Below are 19,204 nucleotides of genomic sequence, written 5' to 3'. Positions count from 1 at the left end.
GTCACGCTCCCTTCCTCGCGCGTCGGTCGGCCGGCTGGGTCACCCGGTCGAGCATCAGACCGAGGCAGACGATCGCGGCGCCGGCCACCAGACCGGTCGCCAGGTCGCCCTGGGCGAGGCCGAAGACGACGTCGTAGCCGAGCGCGCCGCCGCCGACCAGGCCGCCGATGATGACGACGGCGAGGACCAGGACCACGCCCTGGTTGACGGCGAGCAGCAACGCGGGCCGGGCCAGCGGCAGTTGGACCTGCCGGAGCTGCTGCCCGCCGGTCGCGCCGAGCGAGCGCGCCGACTCCATGGCCGCCGGGTCGACCTGGCGCAGGCCCTGGGCGGTGATACGGACGACAGCGGGCAGCGCGTAGACGACGGCCGCGGCGACGGCGGGGGCGCGGCCGACGCCGAACAGCGCGACGACCGGGATCAGGTACACGAACTGCGGCATCGTCTGGAACACGTCCAGGACGGGGCGCAGCACGCGCTCGAACCGGTCGTCGCGGGCGGCGGCGACACCGGTCGCGAAGCCCAGCACGAGGGTGACGGCGACGGCGGCGAGGACCTGGGAGAGCGTGTCGAGGGACGGCTCCCACACGCCGAGCACCCCGATCGCGGCCATGGCGAGGACGGCGGTGAGCGCGGTGCGCCAGGTGCCGATCAGCCAGGCGAGCGCGGCGACCAGCAGCAGCACCGCCCACCAGGGCAGCCACTGGAGCCCGCCGCGGAGCGGGTCGAGGACCCAGGTGGTGAAGTGGGCCGCCCAGTCGGCGGTGCCGCCGACGACGGGCACACCGGAGTAGAGGTGGGCGGTCATCCAGTCGACGGCACGGTTGACCGGCTCGGCGATGGCGACCGTCCAGGACTCGGGCCAGTCCAGGCGCCCGGCCAGACGGCCCGCGACGGCCACCGCGACGGCGGCGAGCAGGGCGTACAGCCAGTACGTCGGCCGTCGGTGGGGGCCGGCGTCGCCGAGCCGCCCGGCGGCGGCCGTCACCCGGTCCAGGACGACCGCGAGCAGCACGATCGGGATGCCGGCGGCCAGGGCGGCGCCCACGTCGACCGAGGCCAGCGCCTGGTAGACGCGGTCACCGAGGCCGCCCGCGCCGATCACCGACGCGATGACCGCCATCGACAGCGCCATCATGATCGTCTGGTTGAGGCCGAGCAGGAGTTCCTTGCGGGCCAGCGGGATACGGGCGGTCAGCAGGCGTTGGCGTGCGGTGGCGCCCAGCGACTCCACCGCCTCCAGGACCTCCTTGTCGGCGCCGCGCAGACCGAGCGCGGTGAGGCGGGCCATGGGCGGGGCGGCGTAGACGACGGTGGCCAGGACGGCGGCGGGGACGCCGATGCCGAAGACCAGGACGACGGGCAGCAGGTAGGCGAAGGCCGGCAGCACCTGCATGGTGTCCAGGACCGGGCGCAGGGCGCGGTCCATGCGGTCGGAGAGGCCGGCGGCCAGGCCGAGGAGGGCGCCGACGACGACGGACGCGAGAACGGCGACGACCATCAGGGCGAGGGTCTGCATGGTCGGCACCCACATGCCGAGCAGGCCGCAGGTCAGGAACGCGACGGCGGTGCCCAGCGCGAGGCGCGTCCCGGCGGCCCGCCAGGCGACGAGCGCGGCGAGCGCGGTGACGCCGGCCCAGCCCGCGGCGAGGAGCACCAGGTAGACGGCGCGGACGGAGAGCACCACGGCGTTGCTGACGTGGCCGAGGAAGTAGAGGAAGAGGGGGTGGCTGTCGCGGTTGTCGATGATCCAGTCGCTGGCTCGGGACAGGGGGTCCGAGAGGTCGACGGTGAGGGCGCCGGGCCAGGTCCCGCTGTGCCAGCGGGCGTCGGCGAGGGGGGCGAGGATCGCCGCGGCCAGGGCCAGGACGAGGAGTTTGCGGACGGCCCGGTGTTTGAGGAAGCCGGGGACGGAGACACGGAGGGCCGGTGCGGTGATCGTCGCCATCAGACCGCCTCCTTGCTGGGTTCGCCCCTGCCGGGCTGCGGCAGCGTGGTCGGTTCCGTGCCCGCGACCACGCCGAGGAGGGCGTCGGAGTCGACCACGCCCACGCACCTGCCCCGGTCCACCACCCGGGCCGGGGTTCCCGCCCGCGCGACGGCCTCGATGGCCTGGGCGACCGTGGCGTCGGGGGAGACGGCGGGGCCGGTGCCGGTCTCGTCCGGGGCCGGGGTGCGCATGGCGGTGCGGACCGTCATGACCTGTTCGCGCGGTACGTCGCGGACGAACTCGCGGACGTAGTCGTCGGCGGGCGAGCCGACGATCTCCTCCGGGGTGCCGAGCTGGACGACGCGGCCGTCGCGCATGAGGGCGATGCGGTCGCCGAGCTTGAGGGCCTCGTTCAGGTCGTGGGTGATGAAGACCATCGTGCGGCCCTCCTCGCGGTGCAGGCGGACCACCTCCTCCTGCATGTCCCGCCGGATCAGCGGGTCGAGCGCGCTGAACGGCTCGTCGAAGAGGAGGACTTCCGGGTCGACGGCCAGCGCCCGCGCGAGGCCGACGCGCTGCCGCTGGCCGCCGGACAGCTGGCCGGGCCGGCGTTGCTCCATGCCCTCCAGGCCGACCTTGGCGACGACCTCGCGGGCGCGCGAGCGGCGCTCGGACCTGCTGACGCCCTGGATCTCCAGGCCGTAGGCCACGTTGTCGAGGACCGTGCGGTGCGGGAGGAGGCCGAAGTGCTGGAAGACCATCGCGGCCCGGTGCCGGCGCAGTTCGCGCAGGCGGGCGCGGTCCATGGCGCGGACGTCCTCGCCGTCGACGGCGATGGCGCCGGCGGTGGGTTCGATGAGCCGGGTCAGACAGCGCACCAGTGTGGACTTGCCCGAGCCGGACAGGCCCATCACCACGAAGACCTCGCCCTTGCGGACGTCGAAGGAGACGTCCCGGACGGCGGCCGTGCAGCCGGTGCGGGAGCGGAGTTCGGCGGCCGGGAGGGAGGCCAGCCCGGGGTCCACCGGGACGCGTTCGGGCTTGGGGCCGAAGACCTTCCACAGGCCCTCGACGGAGAACACGGGGGTGTTGGGCAGCGTGGTCATCGTGCGCCACCTCCGATCAGGTCGGCGGCCCGTTCCCCGACCATGAGCACCCCGATCATCGGGTTCACGGCGGTCATGGTCGGGAAGACGGAGGCGTCGGCGACGCGGATGCCGTCCAGGCCCCGGATCCGCAACCGGGGGTCCACCACGGCCAGTTCGTCGTCGGCGGCGCCCATGCGGCAGGTGCCCGCCGGGTGGTAGACGGTGTGCGCGACCTTGCGGGCGTACTCGCTGAGCTCGGCGTCGCCCACCACGTCGGGCCCCGGGCACACCTCCCGCTTCAGCCAGCCCGCCAGCGGCTCGGTCGCGGCGATCTCGCGGGCGATGCGGATGCCGTCGACGAGGGTGCGGCCGTCGTAGTCGTCCTCGTCGGTGAAGTAGCGGAAGTCGAGCGCGGGCTTGACGGACGGGTCGGCGCTGGTCAGGTGGAGCCGGCCGCGGCTCTTCGGCTTGGGGATGTTCGGGGTCATGGACACCCCGAACGGCGGGCGCTCGTAGCCGAGGCGCTCCGGGTTGTCGGTGAAGGGGATCTGGTAGAAGTGGAACATCAGGTCGGGGCCCGCGTGTTCGGGGTCGCGGCGCACGAACAGGCCGGCGTCGGAGTCCATCGCGGAGTTCTCGGGGATCGGGCCGTGCGTCTCCCAGACGATCACCGACTCGGGGTGGTCGAGGAGGTTCTCGCCGACGCCGGGCAGGTCGTGGACGACGGGGATGCCGAGCGCGTCCAGGTCGGCCTTGGGGCCGATGCCGGAGTGCAGCAGCAGACGGGGCGAGTCGACGGCGCCGGCGCACAGCAGCACCTCCTCGCGGGCCCGTACGACGAACTCCTCGCCGTCCTTCGCGCGGACGTGCACGCCGCGCGCCCGGGTGCCCTCCAGCTCCAGCCGGTACGCCCAGGTCTCCAGCAGGAGGGTCAGGTTGGGGCGCTCGTCCATCACCGGGTGCAGGTAGGCCACCGAGGCGCTCGACCGTTTGTTGTTCTCCGGGTGGTAGGCGAGGTCGAAGAAGCCGACGCCCTCGTGGAAGGGCTTCTTGTTGAAGCCCTCCACGCGCGGCACGCCCAGGGCGGCCTGCGCCGCGTCGACGAAGTCGCGGGCGATGGCGTTCCGGTCCTTCTCGTCGACCGGGACGATGTTGTTCAGCAGGCGCGCGAAGTACGCCTCCATGGGGACCGCGCCCCAGCCCTCGGCGCCGGCCGCCTCCCACTCGTCCCAGTCGGACGGCAGCGGCTTGAAGGCTATGAGGGTGTTGTGGGAGGAGCAGCCGCCGAGGACGCGGGCGCGGCTGTGCCGGATGTGGGAGTTGCCGCGCGGCTGCTCGGTGGTCGGGTAGTCGTAGTCGAGTTCGCCGCCGAGCAGGCCCATCCAGCGGCGCAGGGTGAGGACGTCGTCGCGGCCGACGTCGCTCGGGCCGCCCTCGATGACGGCGACGGTGACGTCGGGGTTCTCGGTGAGGCGGGAGGCGATCACCGAGCCGGCTGTGCCACCGCCGATCACGACATAGTCGTAGACGGGGTTGTTCTCGGACATGGGGGTACTCCAGGTGGGGCTGGGGCGCGGAAGCAGGGGGTGAGCGGGACGTCGGCAGGGGGTGGGCGGGAACGGTCAGCCGGCGAACCAGCGGACCGGCTTCGGGGCGAGGTTCTGGTAGACGTGCTTGGTCTCGCGGTACTCGGCGAGTCCGGCGGGGCCGAGTTCGCGGCCCACTCCGCTCTTGCCGAAGCCGCCCCACTCCGCCTGCGGGAGGTAGGGGTGGAAGTCGTTGATCCAGACGGTGCCGTGCCGCAGCCGTCCGGCGACCCGGCGGGCGCGGCCGGCGTCGGCGGTCCAGACGGCGCCCGCGAGGCCGTACTCGGTGTCGTTGGCGAGGGCGACGGCCTCGTCCTCGGTGCGGAAGGTCTCGACGGTGAGGACCGGTCCGAAGACCTCCTCCCGGACGACCCTCATCTCCCGGTGGCAGCGGTCGAGGACGGTCGGCTCGTAGAAGTAGCCGTTCGCCGGCCGCTCGGGGGACGGCTCGGGGCGGCCGCCGCCGCAGCGCAGCACCGCGCCCTCCGCCAGCGCGGAGGCGACGTAGGCCTCGACCTTGGCGCGCTGCTGTTCGGAGACGAGGGGGCCGCACTCGACGCCGTCCCCGGTCCCGCGCCCGAGGCGGATACGGCCGGCCCGGCGGGCGAGTTCGGTGACGAAGCGTTCGCGGACGGACTCCTCGACGATGAGCCGGGCGCCCGCCGAGCAGACCTGGCCGCTGTGGATGAACGCCGCGTTGAGGGCCTGGTCGACGGCGGTGTCGAAGCCGTCCTCGGTGGCGCAGGCGTCGGCGAAGACGACGTTGGGGTTCTTGCCGCCGAGTTCGAGGGCGACCTTCTTGACGGTGGGGGCGGCTGCCTGGGCGACCTTGGTGCCGCTGGCCAGGCCGCCGGTGAAGGAGACCAGGTCGACGTCGGGGTGTTCGGCGAGGCGGGCGCCGACGGAGTGGCCGGGCCCGGTGACGATGTTCGCGACCCCGGCGGGCAGCCCGGCCTCGGCCAGCAGGTCGATGAGCGCGACGGTCGTCAGGGGGGTGATCTCGCTGGGCTTGACGACGAAGGTGTTGCCGGCGGCGAGGGCGGGCGCGATCTTCCAACTGGCCTGGAGGAGCGGGTAGTTCCAGGGGGTGATCAGCGCGCACACGCCGACCGGTTCGTGGACGACGACGCTGTGGATGTCGGGGGAGCCCGCGTCGACGACCCGGCCGGGCGCCTCGGCGGCGACGAGGTCGGCGAAGTAGCGGAAGGCGTCGGCGACACAGTCGATGTCGACGCGGCCCTCCTCGACGGTCTTGCCGGCGTCCCGGCTCTCCAGCAGGCCGAGTTCCTCGCGGTCGCGTATCAGGAGGCCGGCGACGCGGCGCAGCAGCGCGGCGCGTTCGGCGGCCGGGGTGCGCGGCCAGTCGCCGTGGTCGAAGGCACGCCGGGCCGCCGCGACCGCCAGGTCGGTGTCCTTCTCGTCGCCCTCCGCGACCACGGCGAACGGCAGGGCGTCCGCGGGGTCGAGGATCTCGCGCGTGGCGCCGGAGGAGGCTTCCCGCCATTCCCCGCCCACGTGGATGGTCTTCCGCGCCGGGAGTTCTGTTGTGTCCGCCATGATCGGGTGTGCCTTCCGTTCCTGTTCAGTGCCCCTGTGTCACACGGGTGTCACTCACCGGGACCGTGAGCGCATGCCCCGGCCGGGGGATTGCATGCGCAATCGATGGCCGAAAGTGCGCTGTGTCACTGAACGCGGGGCGGGAAGGCGAGTCCGGTCACATGGCGTCACCCGCGCGGTGGCCTGGCATCGGGAAGTCGCCCGGCGGGTCCTCCCCCACCCGGCCGTCGATCGACTCCCGGATGAGGTCGGCCTGGCCGACGTGGCGGGCGTACTCCTCGACGAGGTCGACCAGTACGCGGCGCAGGCTCGGGGACTCGCCCCGGGGGCTGGTGTAGGCGGTGAGGAAGCCGGGGCCGCCGGCGGCCAGGGCCTCGCGGACGTGGGCGCGGGAGCGGGCCACGGCGGACTCGTACAGCGCGAAGAGCTGCTCGGGCGTGTCGGAGGCGGCGGAGCGCCACTCCCAGTCGGTCTGCGCGTCCCAGTCGACCGTGTCCCAGGGCGCGCCCAGCTCCTTGCCCAGCAGACGCCGGGTGAGGTACTCGTCCTCCACGAGGGCGAGATGCTTCAGCAGACCGCCCAGGGTCACCGAGGAGGAGCCGAGGCGGGTGTTCAGACCGGCCGCGTCCAGGCCCTCGCACTTCCAGGCCAGGGTTCTGCGCTGGCGTTCCAGGGAGCCGACCAGGGTGTCGGCCTCGCTGCCCGCGACGGGGGGCTCCCACAGCGGCTGGGGTTGGGTGTGCTCGCTCATGCTCGGCAGGCTACGGCCGGTTCCGGACGATCCACTGCCGGAATTCCCTTCTGCTCTCCACCCGGGAGCACCAGGCGCCGCACCAGCTGCCGCGCGGTCTCGGAGTCAGGGTGCTGAACCGGTTCGGGGAGGCGGTGCAGCAGGACGAGAGGGCACCGAACATGACGATCCCCGGACGGCGGGCCGCCGTCCGGGGATCGTCATGTGAGGGAACCTCAGATGAGGCCGAGGGCGCGGACCGCCTCGCGCTCCTCCTCGAGCTCCTTCACGGAGGCGTCGATACGGGCACGGGAGAACTCGTTGATCTCCAGGCCCTGGACGATCTCGTACTTGCCGTCCTTCGTGGTGACCGGGAAGGAGGAGATCAGGCCCTCGGGGACGCCGTAGGAGCCGTCGGACGGGATGCCCATGGAGACCCAGTCGCCCTCCGGGGTGCCGTTGACCCAGGAGTAGACGTGGTCGATGGCGGCGTTGGCGGCGGAGGCCGCGGAGGAGGCGCCGCGGGCCTCGATGATCGCCGCACCGCGCTTGGCGACGGTCGGGATGAAGTCCTCGGCGAGCCACTTCTCGTCGTTGACGACCTCGGCGGCGTTCTTGCCGGCGACGGTGGCGTGGAAGATGTCCGGGTACTGGGTGGCGGAGTGGTTGCCCCAGATCGTGAGCTTCTTGATGTCCGCGACCGTGCTGCCCGTCTTCTTCGCGAGCTGGGTCAGGGCGCGGTTGTGGTCCAGACGGGTCATGGCGGTGAACCGTTCGGCCGGTACGTCCGGGGCGGCGGCCTGGGCGATCAGCGCGTTGGTGTTGGCCGGGTTGCCGACGACCAGGACCTTGATGTCGTCCGCGGCGTGGGCGTTGATGGCCTGGCCCTGCGGCTTGAAGATGCCGCCGTTGGCCTCCAGCAGGTCACCGCGCTCCATGCCCTTGGTGCGGGGGCGGGCGCCCACGAGGAGCGCGACGTTGGCGCCGTCGAAGGCGACGTTCGGGTCGTCGGTGATGTCGATGCCCTGGAGCAGCGGGAACGCGCAGTCGTCCAGCTCCATGGCCGTGCCCTCGGCGGCCTTCAGCGCCGGGGTGATCTCCAGCAGGCGCAGCTTGACCGGCACGTCCGCGCCGAGCAGCTGGCCGGAGGCGATGCGGAAGAGCAGGGCGTAACCGATCTGGCCGGCCGCGCCGGTGACGGTGACGTTCACGGGAGTGCGGGTCATGGCGTTCTCCGTATGACAGCTGGCGGTGGGGCGTCCCTGCCCCGGACGTTTGATCGATCTCTTGGTATCAAGAGATCCATCCAGCGGTCAGGCTATCGCGCATCCAGGATCCCGGACCTCCCGGGCTGTGTGGCCCGTCCCACAGAGTCACCCGCCCGGAACGGCGACCGGCGGCCGCCGGTCCGGGAGAGAGGAACCGCGCGGCCGCCGGGCGGGGGTTGCCGGTCGGGGCCGGACTCCCGTGGGGGTACGGTTCGCGTGCCCCGACCGGCCACGGGTATTCCGGCACCCGCAGCTTCTTCACACATGTGAAGATCGCCGGGCGGGGTCCCTCTGCCGCGTCACCGGCAACCCGGCAGGTCAGCGCGTGCAGCCCTGTTCGCCCGAGGCGAGGGCCGCGCATACCTGTGCGGTGGCCGGGTCGTCGGTCGCCAGCATCGGGGTGTACGCGATCGTGTCACCGGCGGCGGTGATGTCACCGGCCTGCCGGGCGGAACCCACGGTCAGGCGGACCTGGTCGCCTTGGGCCGCCCGGGTGATCCGGCCCCAGACCGCGCCGCAGGTCTCGCTGTAGCGGACCTCCACCAGGGTCCCCCCGACGGTGACGCTCCGCGCGGTGGTCGCGAGGGGGCCGCCGCAGCCCATCTTCTCCGCGTCCTTGCCGGCGCAGCCGGCGCCGACGCAGCCGACCCCGGCCGGCGGGGTCGGGCTGGACACCGCCGACGGCGGCGGGGAGGCGGCGGCGGTCCGGTCCGGTGGCGGGGTGCCGCCGTCGGTGAGGAGGAACGCGCCCACGGCGACCAGGACCACGCCGACGGCGGCGGCGAGGAACACCGCCGGGCGGCGCGCGTGCGGTCCGGGCGGCGCCGCCGGGCGCGCGTCGGCGGGCTCCGCCGTCGTCCGGGGCAGGGCCGGGGAGACGCCCGCCGGGCCCGCGATGCCGGGGGTCGGGCTCGTCACCGTCCGCGCGCGAGAGAGCCGTACGGCCTCCGCGGCCCGGTCCTGGCGCAGCTCCGAGCGGCTCCAGGCGCGCTCGGCCGGCTCCCACAGGGCGATCAGACGGGCCGGGTCGGTGCCGGTGACCTCGGCCAGGGCGACGACCGCGCCCTTGGGGGCGAGCAGCCGGCCGTTGAGGTAGCGCTCCCAGGACGCCCTGCCGTAGCCGGTGCGGTCGGCGAGCGCGGCGACGCTCAGCCCGGCGCGGTCCACGATCTGCCGCAGATGACCGGTGAACTCCCCGACCTGTGGGTCGAGTTCGTCCGGCAGGTCCTTCCAGCGGGGCATCGTCCCCCCTCCCTCCGCCGCGGCCCTCCCGGCCACGGTAGCGCTCAGCCGAACACCACGGCTCCCCCGACGGCCGTGAGCAGCAGCACCAGCAGGAGCACGACCGCGGCGAGGAGGACACGTCCGGCGGGCCGTGGCGCGGGCGGCCGCTCCTCCAGCCGGTCCCACCAGGGGATGGTGGGCTCGTCCTCGTAGTCCGCGGTGTCCACGGCCCGCGCGGTGTCCGGGGTGTCCGGGGTGTCCGCCGCGTCCGCCGACGGCGGCTGCGCGGGCCGGGGCCAGGCCTCGACGGCGAGTTCCCAGCGCACGCAGTGGCGTTCGGCGTCCGGGCCCGTCAGGCCCGCGACCCGGCACAGCGCGGCGACGGCCTGCCGGGGTGGCGGCTGCACGGCGTTGAGGTAACGCTGCCAGGACGACTTGCTGTACGCGGTCCGGGCTCCGAGCGCGGCCAGGCTGAGGCCCGTGCCGTCCTTCAGCTGCCGCAACTGCTCCACGAAATGCCGTACCTCCGGCGGCAGTTCGTCCGGCAGCGGCTGCCAGGCGCCCATCGCGCACCCTCCTTCGGTCCTCCCCCTCCGGTCCGATCAAGGGACGACGTCCGGCGGCCGGTCGGTTCCCGGACCGGCGGCGACTGTGGCGCGGCCCGGACACGATGGCGGAACGGTCACCTCCGTGCCACAGCGGCCGGACAGCCGTTGAACGGCCGGCCGGACGTGCGGCAGCGTGGAACGCGTCGGCGGCCCGTCCTGGCTCGGGGGAGAGGACGGGCCGCCGTACGCCTGCGGTGGGTCAGCTGCTGACCGTGAAGTGCAGGGTGTCCTTCAGGAACGGGATCTCCAGCAGCGGATTCGGCTGGGCCATCAGCGCCAGCAGCACGATCGCCGTGCCGAGCACCCCGTAGGTCACGATGTCCGTGAAGCGGGAGCGGACGGCGAGCATGCCGACGCCGGGCAGCAGCCAGCGCAGCACCGCCCCGCCGAGCAGGGCGACGCCGACCAGGATGGCGCCGGCGCGGAACAGGTCGAAGGCGAGCAGCAGCAGACCGAGCGCGACCAGGCCCAGCACGGCGATGATCGGCCACTGCCGGGCCGCGAGGGCGTCACCGGAGGCGGCCCGTCCGGCGCCCTCGGGGCGCGCGGTGTCCCGGGTGAACAGGGGGAAGCGACGCGTGGTGCGGCGCGGCACACCGTCGGCGTCGGGGGCGCTGACGGGGTCGCGCACCTCGATGTCCTCGGCCCGCGGGCCGGTCTCGGCGGGGGTGTCCCCGCGTTCAGCCGACACTGCGCTCCGCCGCCTCGACCACGTTGACCAGCAGCTGCGCGCGGGTCATCGGGCCGACCCCGCCCGGGTTGGGGGAGATCCAGCCGGCGACCTCCCGGACGTCCGGGTGGACGTCGCCCACGATCTTGCCCTCGGCGCTGCGGGAGACGCCGACGTCGAGGACGGCCGCGCCCGGCTTGACGTCCTCGGCGCGGATCAGGTGGGCGGAACCGGCGGCGGCGACGATGATGTCCGCCCGCCGCAGGTGCGCCGCCAGGTCGCGGGTGCCGGTGTGGCACTGGGTGACGGTCGCGTTCTCGCTGCGCCGGGTCAGCAGCAGCGGCATCGGCCGGCCGATGGTCACGCCGCGGCCGACGACCACGACCTCCGCGCCCTTGATCTCGACGCCGTGGCGGCGCAGCAGGGTGAGCACGCCGTTGGGGGTGCAGGGCAGCGGCGCGGGCTCGTTGAGGACGAGCCGGCCCAGGTTCATCGGGTGGAGTCCGTCGGCGTCCTTGGCCGGATCCATCAGCTCCAGGACCCGGTTCTCGTCGATGCCCCGGGGCAGCGGCAGCTGGACGATGTACCCGGTGCAGGCCGGGTCCTCGTTCAGCTCGCGGACGACCGCCTCGATCTCCTCCTGCGTGGCCGTGGCGGGCAGTTCGCGCTGGATGGAGGCGATGCCGACCTCGGCGCAGTCGCGGTGCTTGCCGGCGACGTACTTCTGGCTGCCGGGATCGTCCCCGACGAGGATCGTGCCGAGGCCGGGCGTGACGCCCTTCTCCTTCAGCGCCGCCACGCGGGCGGTCAGATCCGACTTGATCTCGGCTGCGGTGGCCTTGCCATCGAGAATCTGGGCGGTCATGGGCCCATCCTCCCGGATGACGGCCTCCCGGTTCCAATCCGCCGGGCGCGACTCCCCCGGAATGCCGCTGGACAAGGAACCGGCCACGACGGAACGATTGGCGGGCAGTGCCGCGGGCAGTACCGGGGGGACCAACCGCACTCGCACCACCTTCCTTCCGCACATGCCGCGCGTCGTCCCCGCACCCGAACGCACTCGGAGGAAGGACCGCCATGAGCTACGGCGAGCCGCACAACCCCTACGGGCCGCCGCCCCAGCAGCCCCCGGTCCCCCAGCCGCCGCAACCGCCGGCCGCCCCCGGCTACGGACCCGCCCAGCCGGGCTACGGCTTCCCGCAGGCCCCGGCGTACCCCCAGCAGCAGTACGGCCAGCAGCCGTACCCGCAGTTCCCGGGCGACCCGCAGTTCCCCGGCGCGCCCCTGACCATGCCGGGCATCACGCGCGCCGCGCGGATCATGCTGGGCCTGGTCGTGGTGGCCCACCTGATCGTCGCGGGAGCGTACGGGTGGGTGCTGTCCCGGTGGGACGAGGAGATGCTGAAGGCGGGCATCACGGGCGACGCGCAGGCGGAGAACTACGCCGACCTGGGCAAGGGTGTCGTGGTGTTCCTGATGGGCCTGGCCGTGGTGTTCGCGCTGCTCGGCGTGGCGCTGCTGGCGCAGTACGCCAAGGGCGGCAACGCCGTGCGCGTGTGCTCGATCGTCTACGGCTCGTTCGCGATCATCACCGGCATCTTCATGCTCTCGGCGTACGGGCTCGGCCTGCTCCTCATGGTGATCGCGATCCTGCTGATCGTCTTCTCCGCGAAGCGTGACAGCGCGGCCTGGTTCCGCCGTCCGCGGTACTGAGCGGGGCGAGGCGGGCGCCTCCCCGGTGGTCCGACACGCCCGGCAAAGGCATGAGAGTCACGAGAGAAAGCTCTTACCCTGAGTCGTCCGACCAAGGGGGAGGCCGATGGCCGTGTCGTTGGACAGCATCATCGTCGTACCGCCGCAGTGCGAGGGGCCCCAGGAGCAGCTGAGGCTCGGTCCGGGCGAGCGACTCGCCTTCGGCCGGGCCGCGACCGGCAACGACCTGGTGATCGCCCACGCGGGCGTGTCCCGGGTCGCCGGGGAGATCACCGCGCACCGCGCGTACTGGATCCTCAGCAACCACAGCGCCCACCAGACCTACGTGGTGGAGAACCCGGAAGGGGCGGGCGAGCACATCAAGATCGCCCCGGGCCGGCAGGACGCGCCCATCCCGTTCGAGTTCTCCCGGGTCGTCCTGCCCGCCGCCGGCGACCTGCTCAGCTTCGACGTGTGGGCGCCGTGCCACGGCTTCCGCGCCCGCGCCCTCGGCCCCGGGGTCCCCGGCGCCACCACGGCCCCCGCGTTCGCGCTCGACCGCACCAAGCGGTACTTCGCGGTGCTGACCGCCCTGTGCGAGCCCCGGCTGCGGCACGCGCCGCACGCCCCGCTGCCGACCGTCGACGACGTGGTGGAACGGCTGCGCCCCACCTGGCCCGGGGCCAGCCGCTCCGCCGTCAACTGGAACATCGACTACCTCGCCCTCAAACTCCGTCTCAGGCCCGGCCCGGAGACCCCGGAGCCCGGCCGGCGCCTCAACGGCAAGAAGGAGTCGCTGGTCTCGCTGGCCCTGCGTTTCGACCTCGTCCGTGACGAGGACCTGCTCGCGCTCTCCTCCCCGGCCCATCGCGAGGTGGCGTCATGACCGGGCCGGGGAACGAGCGGCCGCACGTCGTGCCCGTGCCGAAGGGCTACCGGGTCGGCTCCTGGGAGGTGCGCGAGCCCATCGCGTCGGGCGCGTTCGCCACCGTGTACTCGGCGTACTCGGCGGGCTCGGCGGACGACACCCGCACGGGAACGGCGTCGCCGCGGGTCGCGGCGCTGAAGTTCCTGCCGACCGGCACCCGCACCCCGCGCCAACTGCGCCACCTGCGGGAACTGGCCGAGCGTGAGGTCGAGCTGCTCAGCCGGCTGAGCGCGCCCCGGCTGATCCGCATGTACGAGACCCTCACCGTCGACGACCCGGACCACCCCGAACTCGACGGCGCCACCGTCCTCGTCCTGGAGCGGGCCGCGGGTTCCCTGGACGCCGTGCTCGACCGGGGCCTGGATCCCGGCCACGGCGCCGCGCTCCTCGCCCAGATCTGTGAGGGCCTGAGCCAGCTGCACCACGCCGGCTGGGTCCACGGCGACCTCAAGCCGGGCAACGTGCTCCTGATGGACGACGGCTCGGTGCGGCTGGGCGACTTCAGCACGGCCGCCGAACTCGAAGGCACCCACGCCTACTCCCCCGCGTTCGCCACCCCCGACTACACCCCGCCCGAACTCCTGTGGCCCGAGGTCAGCGAACGCGGCACCCGCATCCGCCCCACCGCCGACGTCTGGGCCTTCGGCGTCCTGGCGCACCTGGTCCTCACCGGCGGCCATCCACTGCCCGGCGCCACGACCGAGGCCCGCACCGACGCGGCCGTGCGCTACGCCCGCGGCACCGAGGAACTCCGCCTCTCGCCCCGGCTGCCCGCCGCCTGGCGGCAGATCGTCACCGACTGCCTCTCCCGCACCCACGAGGAGCGCGCCGCCCACACCACGGCCACGCTGCTGCGCCGTGTGGAGGCGGCCGCCGGCACCGCCCCCTCCGCCCGCCTCCCCCGGTTGCGGCCCCGCCGCTGGCGCCGCCCCGCCCTGGTGACCGCCCTCGCGGCCGTACTGCTGGCGGGGGCGGCGACGGTGCCCTACGCGCTCCTGCGGGACGAGGGGCCGTCGTACGGCTACCACCGCTGCCCGGCCAAGTCCGTGTGCTTCTTCAGCGGGCCGAACGGCACCGGGGAGCTGTGCGACTGGCAGGGCAGCGACCCCGACTGGCTGTCGGGCGAGGAGACCTGCATGTGGACCGTCGACCGGCCGGTGAGGTCCGTCTTCTACAACGGCGACGAGTCGACGGGCCTGGGCGGCGTGGCCTACTACCGGGGCCGTGACTACACCCCCGTCGGCCTGGACGTCACCCGCCCCAACAACCGCAAGCGCACCGGCTGCACGGGACAACGCGCCCAGGGCAACCTGGCGGGCACCTACGCCCCCCGCTCCCACCAGCTGATCGTGCACTGCGGGGACCTGACGAGCGGCGACGGCGGGCCCTGATGCCCTGGAATGTTGCAGGTACCCCCGTTCGCCCGCCCCGGACAGCATGGCCATGGCACCGGGACCTGGTGCCACGAGCAACGGGGAAGGGACCATCATGAGTCTTCGTACGACACGCAAGCGTCTGGGTGCCGCGGTCGTCGCCGCACTCGCCGTCGGGGCGATGGCGGTGAGCGCGTCGCCGGCTTCCGCGAAGATGTCCGACGGATACGTTCGTGGGTACGACGAGTTCGCGGGCGACTGGGGGGACGAGGGGGAGCTGGGCAGGGAACTCGGCCAGACGCCCGACGTCTCCGTCTCCAACGCCGTCTGCCTGTGGCAGCGGATCCTCTGGGCGGAGGGCGCCCGCAAGACCCACCAGCCGGGCTCACCGAAGTTCAGCAAGTCGGACATCGACGGCGTCTTCGGCTGGGACACCTACTACGCCACCGCCAACCTCCAGAGGCAGTGGGACATCGGTGTGGACACGTGGGTCGGCAACGAGACGTTCGGCAGGGCCGACAACCAGCTCGTGAAGACCGGCGGCAGCATCGACCGCGGGGAGACGTTGTACCTCAAGTACAACGGCAAGGAGCACGACTTCAACCTCCGCCGCAACACCCAGGGGATCTACCTCTTCCCGGACGCGAACGACGACTGGCGGCAGGCCGGCTACAACTACCTCAGCTGCGGCTGACACCTCACCGCGCGGGGGCCGCCGGTCCTGGACGACCGGCGGCCCCCGCGCGGGTGCGGCTCAGTGGAAGAAGTGGCGCGTGCCCGTGAAGTACATCGTGATGCCGGCCTTCTCGGCGGCCTCGACGACCAGTTCGTCGCGGACCGAGCCACCGGGCTGGACGATGGCCTTGACGCCCGCGGCGCCCAGGACGTCGATGTTGTCGGGGAACGGGAAGAACGCGTCGGACGCCACGTACGCGCCCCGGGCCCGCTCCTCGCCGGCCCGCTCCACCGCCAGCTTGCAGGAGTCGACGCGGTTGACCTGTCCCATGCCGACACCCACCGAGGCGCCGTCCTTGGCGAGCAGGATGGCGTTGGACTTCACGGCGCGGCAGGCCTTCCAGGCGAAGGCGAGCTGCTGGAGCTCCTCCTCGTTCAGCGCCTCGCCGGTGGCCAGCGTCCAGTTGGCCGGGTCGTCGCCGTCGGCCTGGAGGCGGTCGGTGACCTGGAGGAGCGCGCCGCCGTCGATCGGCTTGACCTCGACGGGGGCCGCGGGGCCCTCGGGGCAGCGCAGCACGCGGATGTTCTTCTTCTTGGTGAGGGCCTCCAGCGCCCCCTCCTCGTAGTCCGGCGCGACGATGACCTCGGTGAAGATCTCGGCGACCTGCTCGGCCATCTCCTTGCTGACCGGCCGGTTGACGGCGATCACACCGCCGAACGCCGACAGCGGGTCACAGGCGTGCGCCTTGCGGTGCGCCTCGGCGACGTCCGCGCCGACCGCGATGCCGCAGGGGTTGGCGTGCTTGATGATCGCGACGGCCGGCTCGTCGTGGTCGTACGCGGCACGGCGCGCGGCGTCCGTGTCCGTGTAGTTGTTGTACGACATCTCCTTGCCGTGCAGCTGCTCGGCCTGTGCGAGGCCGCCGCCGGTCGCGTCGACGTAGAGGGCGGCCGGCTGGTGCGGGTTCTCGCCGTAGCGGAGGGTGCTCTCCCGCTCCCAGGTGGCGCCCAGGAAGTCGGGGAACCGCGAGTCGTCGACGGGCGCGTACGAGGATGCGAACCAGCTCGCCACCGCCACGTCGTAGGCCGCCGTGTGCTGGAAGGCCTCGGCGGCGAGCCGCTTGCGGGTGGCGAGGTCGAAGCCGCCGCCCGTGACCGCCGCGAGGACGTCGGCGTAGCGCGCCGGGCTGGTGACGACGGCCACGGAGGGGTGGTTCTTGGCGGCCGCGCGGACCATCGACGGGCCGCCGATGTCGATCTGCTCGACGCACTCGTCGGGGGTCGCCCCGGACGCGACGGTCTCCCGGAACGGGTAGAGGTTCACCACGACCAGGTCGAACGGCTCGACGCCCAGCTCCGCCAGCTGCCGCCGGTGGTCCTCCAGCCGCAGGTCGGCGAGGATGCCCGCGTGGACCTTCGGGTGCAGGGTCTTGACCCGGCCGTCCAGGCACTCGGGGAAACCGGTGAGCTCCTCGACCTTGGTGACGGGCACCCCGACGGCGGCGATCTTCGCGGCGGTGGACCCGGTGGAGACGAGCTCCACGCCCGCCTCGTGCAGCCCGCGCGCGAGGTCTTCGAGGCCCGTCTTGTCGTAGACGCTGACGAGCGCCCGTCGAATGGCCCGCTTGTTGCTCTCGGCGGTGACGGTCACTGGATTACTACCTTTCGTCCCTCAATGCGATAGCCGTTGCGGGCGAGGCGCCCCACGACCTCGACGAGCAGCCTTCGCTCGACTTCCTTGATGCGCTCGTGCAGCGCGCTCTCGTCGTCCTCGTCCCGGACCTCCACCACGCCCTGGGCGATGATCGGGCCGGTGTCGACGCCGTCGTCGACGAAGTGGACGGTGCAGCCGGTGACCTTGGCGCCGTACGCGAGTGCGTCGCGCACCCCGTGGGCCCCCGGGAAACTGGGCAGCAGGGCGGGGTGGGTGTTGACGAACCGCCCGCCGAACCGCGCCAGGAACTCCTGCCCGACGATCTTCATGAACCCGGCGGAGACGACGAGGTCGGGCTCGTGGGAGGCGACCGCCTCGGCGAGCGCCGCGTCCCACTCCGCGCGGCTGCCGTAGTCCTTCACCTTCCGCACGAAGGTGGGGATGCCTGCGCGCTCGGCACGGGCGAGCCCTTCGATGCCCTCCCGGTCCGCGCCGACGGCCACGACCTCGGCGCCGTACGCCTCGGCTCCGGTGGCGGCGATCTCGTCGAGCAGCGCCTGAAGGTTCGTACCGGATCCGGAGACCAGCACGACGAGGCGCTTGGCCACGGGCTTGGCGGCCACGGCGGGGGCCCTTTCTCGGGGGTGCGTTCGTATGGCCGGCTGTGCATTCATACGAATGCTTCGCGCCCCGGTATACGGGGAAGTCTACGAAGCGGCCGACCGTCAGCAACGATACCGGCACTCCGGACGGCCCCCACGGGACGGGGGCGTGGCCGGAAGGTAGCGTCTGGGACGAGCGGGCTCGGGAACGCGGTCGTCGTGCGGTGCGTTTTCGAAGTGACAGCTCACACCAGACAGCCGTATCACCTAGGGGAAGACGCTCACTTGATGCCGGACCGCAGTCTGCGACTCCTCACGTTCCCCCCGCAGTCGCCGCAGGGAGGGGAGCGCGGCGCGGCGCTGCTGAGGGAGCGGCGCCCGGCCTCCCCGCCCGATGCGCAGGGCGGCGACCAGGACGACAACCCCTTCGCCCCGCCGCCGGAGGGCACCCCGGACCGCCCGTGGCGGCCCCGCCACCCCTCCCCGGGCCACGACGACTCCGGCGACCCCGACGGCAGGCGCGGGTCCACCGGCTCTCCCTGGGGCAGCCAGTGGAGCGACCGCCAGCCCGGCCGTTCCCCCGAGGGCGGCTTCGGCGAGCGCCCCCGCGGTGGCGGCCCCGAGGGCGGCGGCCCCGGCTCCGGCGGCCCCACCCCCCGCTGGGACCCCAAGGACCCCGCCCAGCGCCGCGCGCGCTACGCCCTGCTGTGCGGCATGTGGGCCTTCTTCTTCGCCCTCTTCGGCTGGCCGTACGTCGCCCTGCTGCTCGGCGCGCTCGCCCTGCACTGGGGCATTAGCGCCCTGCGCGCCAAGCCCCGCACCCCCGACCCGAACACCCCGCCCACTGAGACCACGGGCCGTCCCCAGACCACCGCGGCGATCAGCGGCCTGGTCACCGCCTCCCTGGCGCTGGCCCTGGTCGCGACCACCTTCACGGCCCAGCTGGTCTACCGCGACTACTACACCTGCACCAACGACGCCCTGACGAACGAGGCGAAGCAGGCATGCAGCGATCTGCTGCCGGACCAGCTGCGGGGCATCCTGGGGGCGAACAGCTGAGGGTCCTTCTTGGCCCGGAGCGGCGTCGATCAGCCCGTCCGACGACAACTGAGGGCGGACTTCGCAGCGCGGTCGGCACAGTCAGCCCGTCCAGCGCTTGAGGACAAGGCCCATTCGGGGCCGAAGCGGGGGGCCGGGGGCGGCAGCCCCCCATACGGGACTCGCCAGCGCAGGGCGGCGCAGTCAGCCCGTCCGACGACAGCTGAGGGCGGGCTTCGCAGCGCAGGGCGGCGCAGTCAGCCCGTCCGGCGCTTGAGGACGAGGCCCGTTCAGGGCCGAAGCGGGGGGCCGGGGGCGGCAGCCCCCGGGGGACGGGGAAGGGTAGGGGCGGCGGGGGCGAAACCACCTGACGGTCACCCCGCCGACGCCCCTCCCCCCTCGGCCACCCTCACCTCCCGCAACACGCCCCACCACACCACCCGAGCGGTATCGCCACCACGCCACTCGCCCTCCGCCTCGGCAACGTCGTACACGTCGTCCCCGTCCTCCGGGACAACCCTCGAGCCAGACACAGACGCAGAGGCAGAACCGGCCACAGAGCCAGCCGCCACAGAGGCAGC

The 19,204-nt window shown here is 73.2% G+C and carries 18 protein-coding genes; 5 read left to right on the top strand and 13 right to left on the bottom strand.

What is annotated here, in order from left to right:
* Position 1: 1 nt before the first annotated feature.
* The 10 genes from ALMP_RS38030 to ALMP_RS37985 form a co-directional block, all read right to left on the bottom strand.
* Positions 2–1,948, bottom strand: coding sequence for a proline/glycine betaine ABC transporter permease (locus ALMP_RS38030; RefSeq protein WP_264936544.1), 1,947 nt, complete (start codon positions 1,946–1,948; stop codon positions 2–4).
* Positions 1,948–3,036 carry a glycine betaine/L-proline ABC transporter ATP-binding protein gene (locus ALMP_RS38025; protein ID WP_264936543.1) on the bottom strand — a complete coding sequence of 363 codons (1,089 nt, stop codon included), beginning with the start codon at positions 3,034–3,036 and terminating at the stop codon, positions 1,948–1,950. The genes ALMP_RS38030 and ALMP_RS38025 overlap by 1 nt, the downstream gene beginning before the upstream one ends.
* A complete protein-coding gene (locus tag ALMP_RS38020; protein WP_264936542.1) occupies positions 3,033–4,565 on the bottom strand; it encodes a GMC family oxidoreductase in 1,533 nt (510 codons plus the stop codon). The genes ALMP_RS38025 and ALMP_RS38020 overlap by 4 nt, the downstream gene beginning before the upstream one ends.
* A 75-nt stretch (positions 4,566–4,640) precedes the next feature.
* Positions 4,641–6,161 (bottom strand): aldehyde dehydrogenase family protein, encoded by a 1,521-nt coding sequence (locus ALMP_RS38015; protein ID WP_264936541.1) that lies wholly within the window; start codon positions 6,159–6,161, stop codon positions 4,641–4,643.
* Positions 6,162–6,318: 157 nt separating this feature from the next.
* Positions 6,319–6,912 (bottom strand): DinB family protein, encoded by a 594-nt coding sequence (locus ALMP_RS38010; protein WP_264936540.1) that lies wholly within the window; start codon positions 6,910–6,912, stop codon positions 6,319–6,321.
* Positions 6,913–7,127: 215 nt separating this feature from the next.
* Positions 7,128–8,117 carry a malate dehydrogenase gene (locus ALMP_RS38005; RefSeq protein WP_264936539.1) on the bottom strand — a complete coding sequence of 330 codons (990 nt, stop codon included), beginning with the start codon at positions 8,115–8,117 and terminating at the stop codon, positions 7,128–7,130.
* A gap of 360 nt (positions 8,118–8,477) precedes the next feature.
* Positions 8,478–9,401, bottom strand: a complete 924-nt coding sequence (locus ALMP_RS38000; RefSeq protein WP_264936538.1) for an XRE family transcriptional regulator — start codon at positions 9,399–9,401, stop codon at positions 8,478–8,480.
* A 44-nt stretch (positions 9,402–9,445) separates the two neighbouring features.
* On the bottom strand, positions 9,446–9,949 hold the full coding sequence (locus tag ALMP_RS37995) for a helix-turn-helix transcriptional regulator (RefSeq protein ID WP_264936537.1): 504 nt from the start codon (positions 9,947–9,949) through the stop codon (positions 9,446–9,448).
* Between the two features lie 241 nt (positions 9,950–10,190).
* Positions 10,191–10,682 carry a DUF3017 domain-containing protein gene (locus ALMP_RS37990; protein WP_264936536.1) on the bottom strand — a complete coding sequence of 164 codons (492 nt, stop codon included), beginning with the start codon at positions 10,680–10,682 and terminating at the stop codon, positions 10,191–10,193.
* On the bottom strand, positions 10,672–11,526 hold the full coding sequence (locus ALMP_RS37985) for a bifunctional methylenetetrahydrofolate dehydrogenase/methenyltetrahydrofolate cyclohydrolase (protein ID WP_264936535.1): 855 nt from the start codon (positions 11,524–11,526) through the stop codon (positions 10,672–10,674). The genes ALMP_RS37990 and ALMP_RS37985 overlap by 11 nt, the downstream gene beginning before the upstream one ends.
* A 212-nt stretch (positions 11,527–11,738) precedes the next feature.
* Between ALMP_RS37985 and ALMP_RS37980 the strand changes: the two genes are divergently transcribed.
* From ALMP_RS37980 to ALMP_RS37965, 4 genes are all read left to right on the top strand, one after another.
* Positions 11,739–12,374 (top strand): hypothetical protein, encoded by a 636-nt coding sequence (locus tag ALMP_RS37980; protein WP_264936534.1) that lies wholly within the window; start codon positions 11,739–11,741, stop codon positions 12,372–12,374.
* Between the two features lie 106 nt (positions 12,375–12,480).
* Positions 12,481–13,239, top strand: a complete 759-nt coding sequence (locus ALMP_RS37975) for an FHA domain-containing protein (protein ID WP_375803602.1) — start codon at positions 12,481–12,483, stop codon at positions 13,237–13,239.
* Positions 13,236–14,672, top strand: a complete 1,437-nt coding sequence (locus tag ALMP_RS37970; protein WP_264936533.1) for a serine/threonine-protein kinase — start codon at positions 13,236–13,238, stop codon at positions 14,670–14,672. The genes ALMP_RS37975 and ALMP_RS37970 overlap by 4 nt, the downstream gene beginning before the upstream one ends.
* Positions 14,673–14,769: 97 nt before the next feature.
* Positions 14,770–15,348, top strand: a complete 579-nt coding sequence (locus tag ALMP_RS37965; RefSeq protein WP_264936532.1) for a peptidoglycan-binding protein — start codon at positions 14,770–14,772, stop codon at positions 15,346–15,348.
* 60 nt (positions 15,349–15,408) lie between these two features.
* Here ALMP_RS37965 and purH read toward each other — a convergent pair whose 3' ends face one another.
* Positions 15,409–16,980, bottom strand: a complete 1,572-nt coding sequence (gene purH, locus ALMP_RS37960) for a bifunctional phosphoribosylaminoimidazolecarboxamide formyltransferase/IMP cyclohydrolase (protein WP_264936531.1) — start codon at positions 16,978–16,980, stop codon at positions 15,409–15,411.
* Positions 16,977–17,606 (bottom strand): phosphoribosylglycinamide formyltransferase, encoded by a 630-nt coding sequence (gene purN / locus ALMP_RS37955; RefSeq protein ID WP_264936530.1) that lies wholly within the window; start codon positions 17,604–17,606, stop codon positions 16,977–16,979. The genes purH and purN overlap by 4 nt, the downstream gene beginning before the upstream one ends.
* 267 nt (positions 17,607–17,873) lie before the next feature.
* On the opposite strand from purN, the gene ALMP_RS37950 reads away from it, so the two are divergent.
* Entirely contained in the window at positions 17,874–18,644 is a 771-nt protein-coding gene (locus ALMP_RS37950) for a hypothetical protein (RefSeq protein ID WP_264936529.1), read from the top strand.
* 353 nt (positions 18,645–18,997) lie between these two features.
* On the opposite strand, the gene ALMP_RS37945 is transcribed toward ALMP_RS37950, so the two are convergent.
* Positions 18,998–19,204 (bottom strand): hypothetical protein (locus ALMP_RS37945; protein WP_264936528.1); only part of this gene is annotated, 207 nt, incomplete at its 5' end.

Source organism: Streptomyces sp. A012304 (genome assembly GCF_026008495.1).
Taxonomy (GTDB): Bacteria; Actinomycetota; Actinomycetes; order Streptomycetales; family Streptomycetaceae; genus Streptomyces.
The sequence above is the reverse complement of the archived record's forward strand: the minus strand, read 5'-3'. Positions and strand labels throughout refer to the sequence as shown.

Bases quoted from the DNA above. Each gene is read 5' to 3' on its own strand.
- ALMP_RS38030 (WP_264936544.1), bottom strand. From the start codon at position 1,948: ATGGCGACGATCACCGCACCGGCCCTCCGTGTCTCCGTCCCCGGCTTC.
- ALMP_RS38025 (WP_264936543.1), bottom strand. From the start codon at position 3,036: ATGACCACGCTGCCCAACACCCCCGTGTTCTCCGTCGAGGGCCTGTGG.
- ALMP_RS38020 (WP_264936542.1), bottom strand. From the start codon at position 4,565: ATGTCCGAGAACAACCCCGTCTACGACTATGTCGTGATCGGCGGTGGC.
- ALMP_RS38015 (WP_264936541.1), bottom strand. From the start codon at position 6,161: ATGGCGGACACAACAGAACTCCCGGCGCGGAAGACCATCCACGTGGGC.
- ALMP_RS38010 (WP_264936540.1), bottom strand. From the start codon at position 6,912: ATGAGCGAGCACACCCAACCCCAGCCGCTGTGGGAGCCCCCCGTCGCG.
- ALMP_RS38005 (WP_264936539.1), bottom strand. From the start codon at position 8,117: ATGACCCGCACTCCCGTGAACGTCACCGTCACCGGCGCGGCCGGCCAG.
- ALMP_RS38000 (WP_264936538.1), bottom strand. From the start codon at position 9,401: ATGCCCCGCTGGAAGGACCTGCCGGACGAACTCGACCCACAGGTCGGG.
- ALMP_RS37995 (WP_264936537.1), bottom strand. From the start codon at position 9,949: ATGGGCGCCTGGCAGCCGCTGCCGGACGAACTGCCGCCGGAGGTACGG.
- ALMP_RS37985 (WP_264936535.1), bottom strand. From the start codon at position 11,526: ATGACCGCCCAGATTCTCGATGGCAAGGCCACCGCAGCCGAGATCAAG.
- ALMP_RS37980 (WP_264936534.1), top strand. From the start codon at position 11,739: ATGAGCTACGGCGAGCCGCACAACCCCTACGGGCCGCCGCCCCAGCAG.
- ALMP_RS37975 (WP_375803602.1), top strand. From the start codon at position 12,481: ATGGCCGTGTCGTTGGACAGCATCATCGTCGTACCGCCGCAGTGCGAG.
- ALMP_RS37970 (WP_264936533.1), top strand. From the start codon at position 13,236: ATGACCGGGCCGGGGAACGAGCGGCCGCACGTCGTGCCCGTGCCGAAG.
- ALMP_RS37965 (WP_264936532.1), top strand. From the start codon at position 14,770: ATGAGTCTTCGTACGACACGCAAGCGTCTGGGTGCCGCGGTCGTCGCC.
- ALMP_RS37950 (WP_264936529.1), top strand. From the start codon at position 17,874: ATGCCGGACCGCAGTCTGCGACTCCTCACGTTCCCCCCGCAGTCGCCG.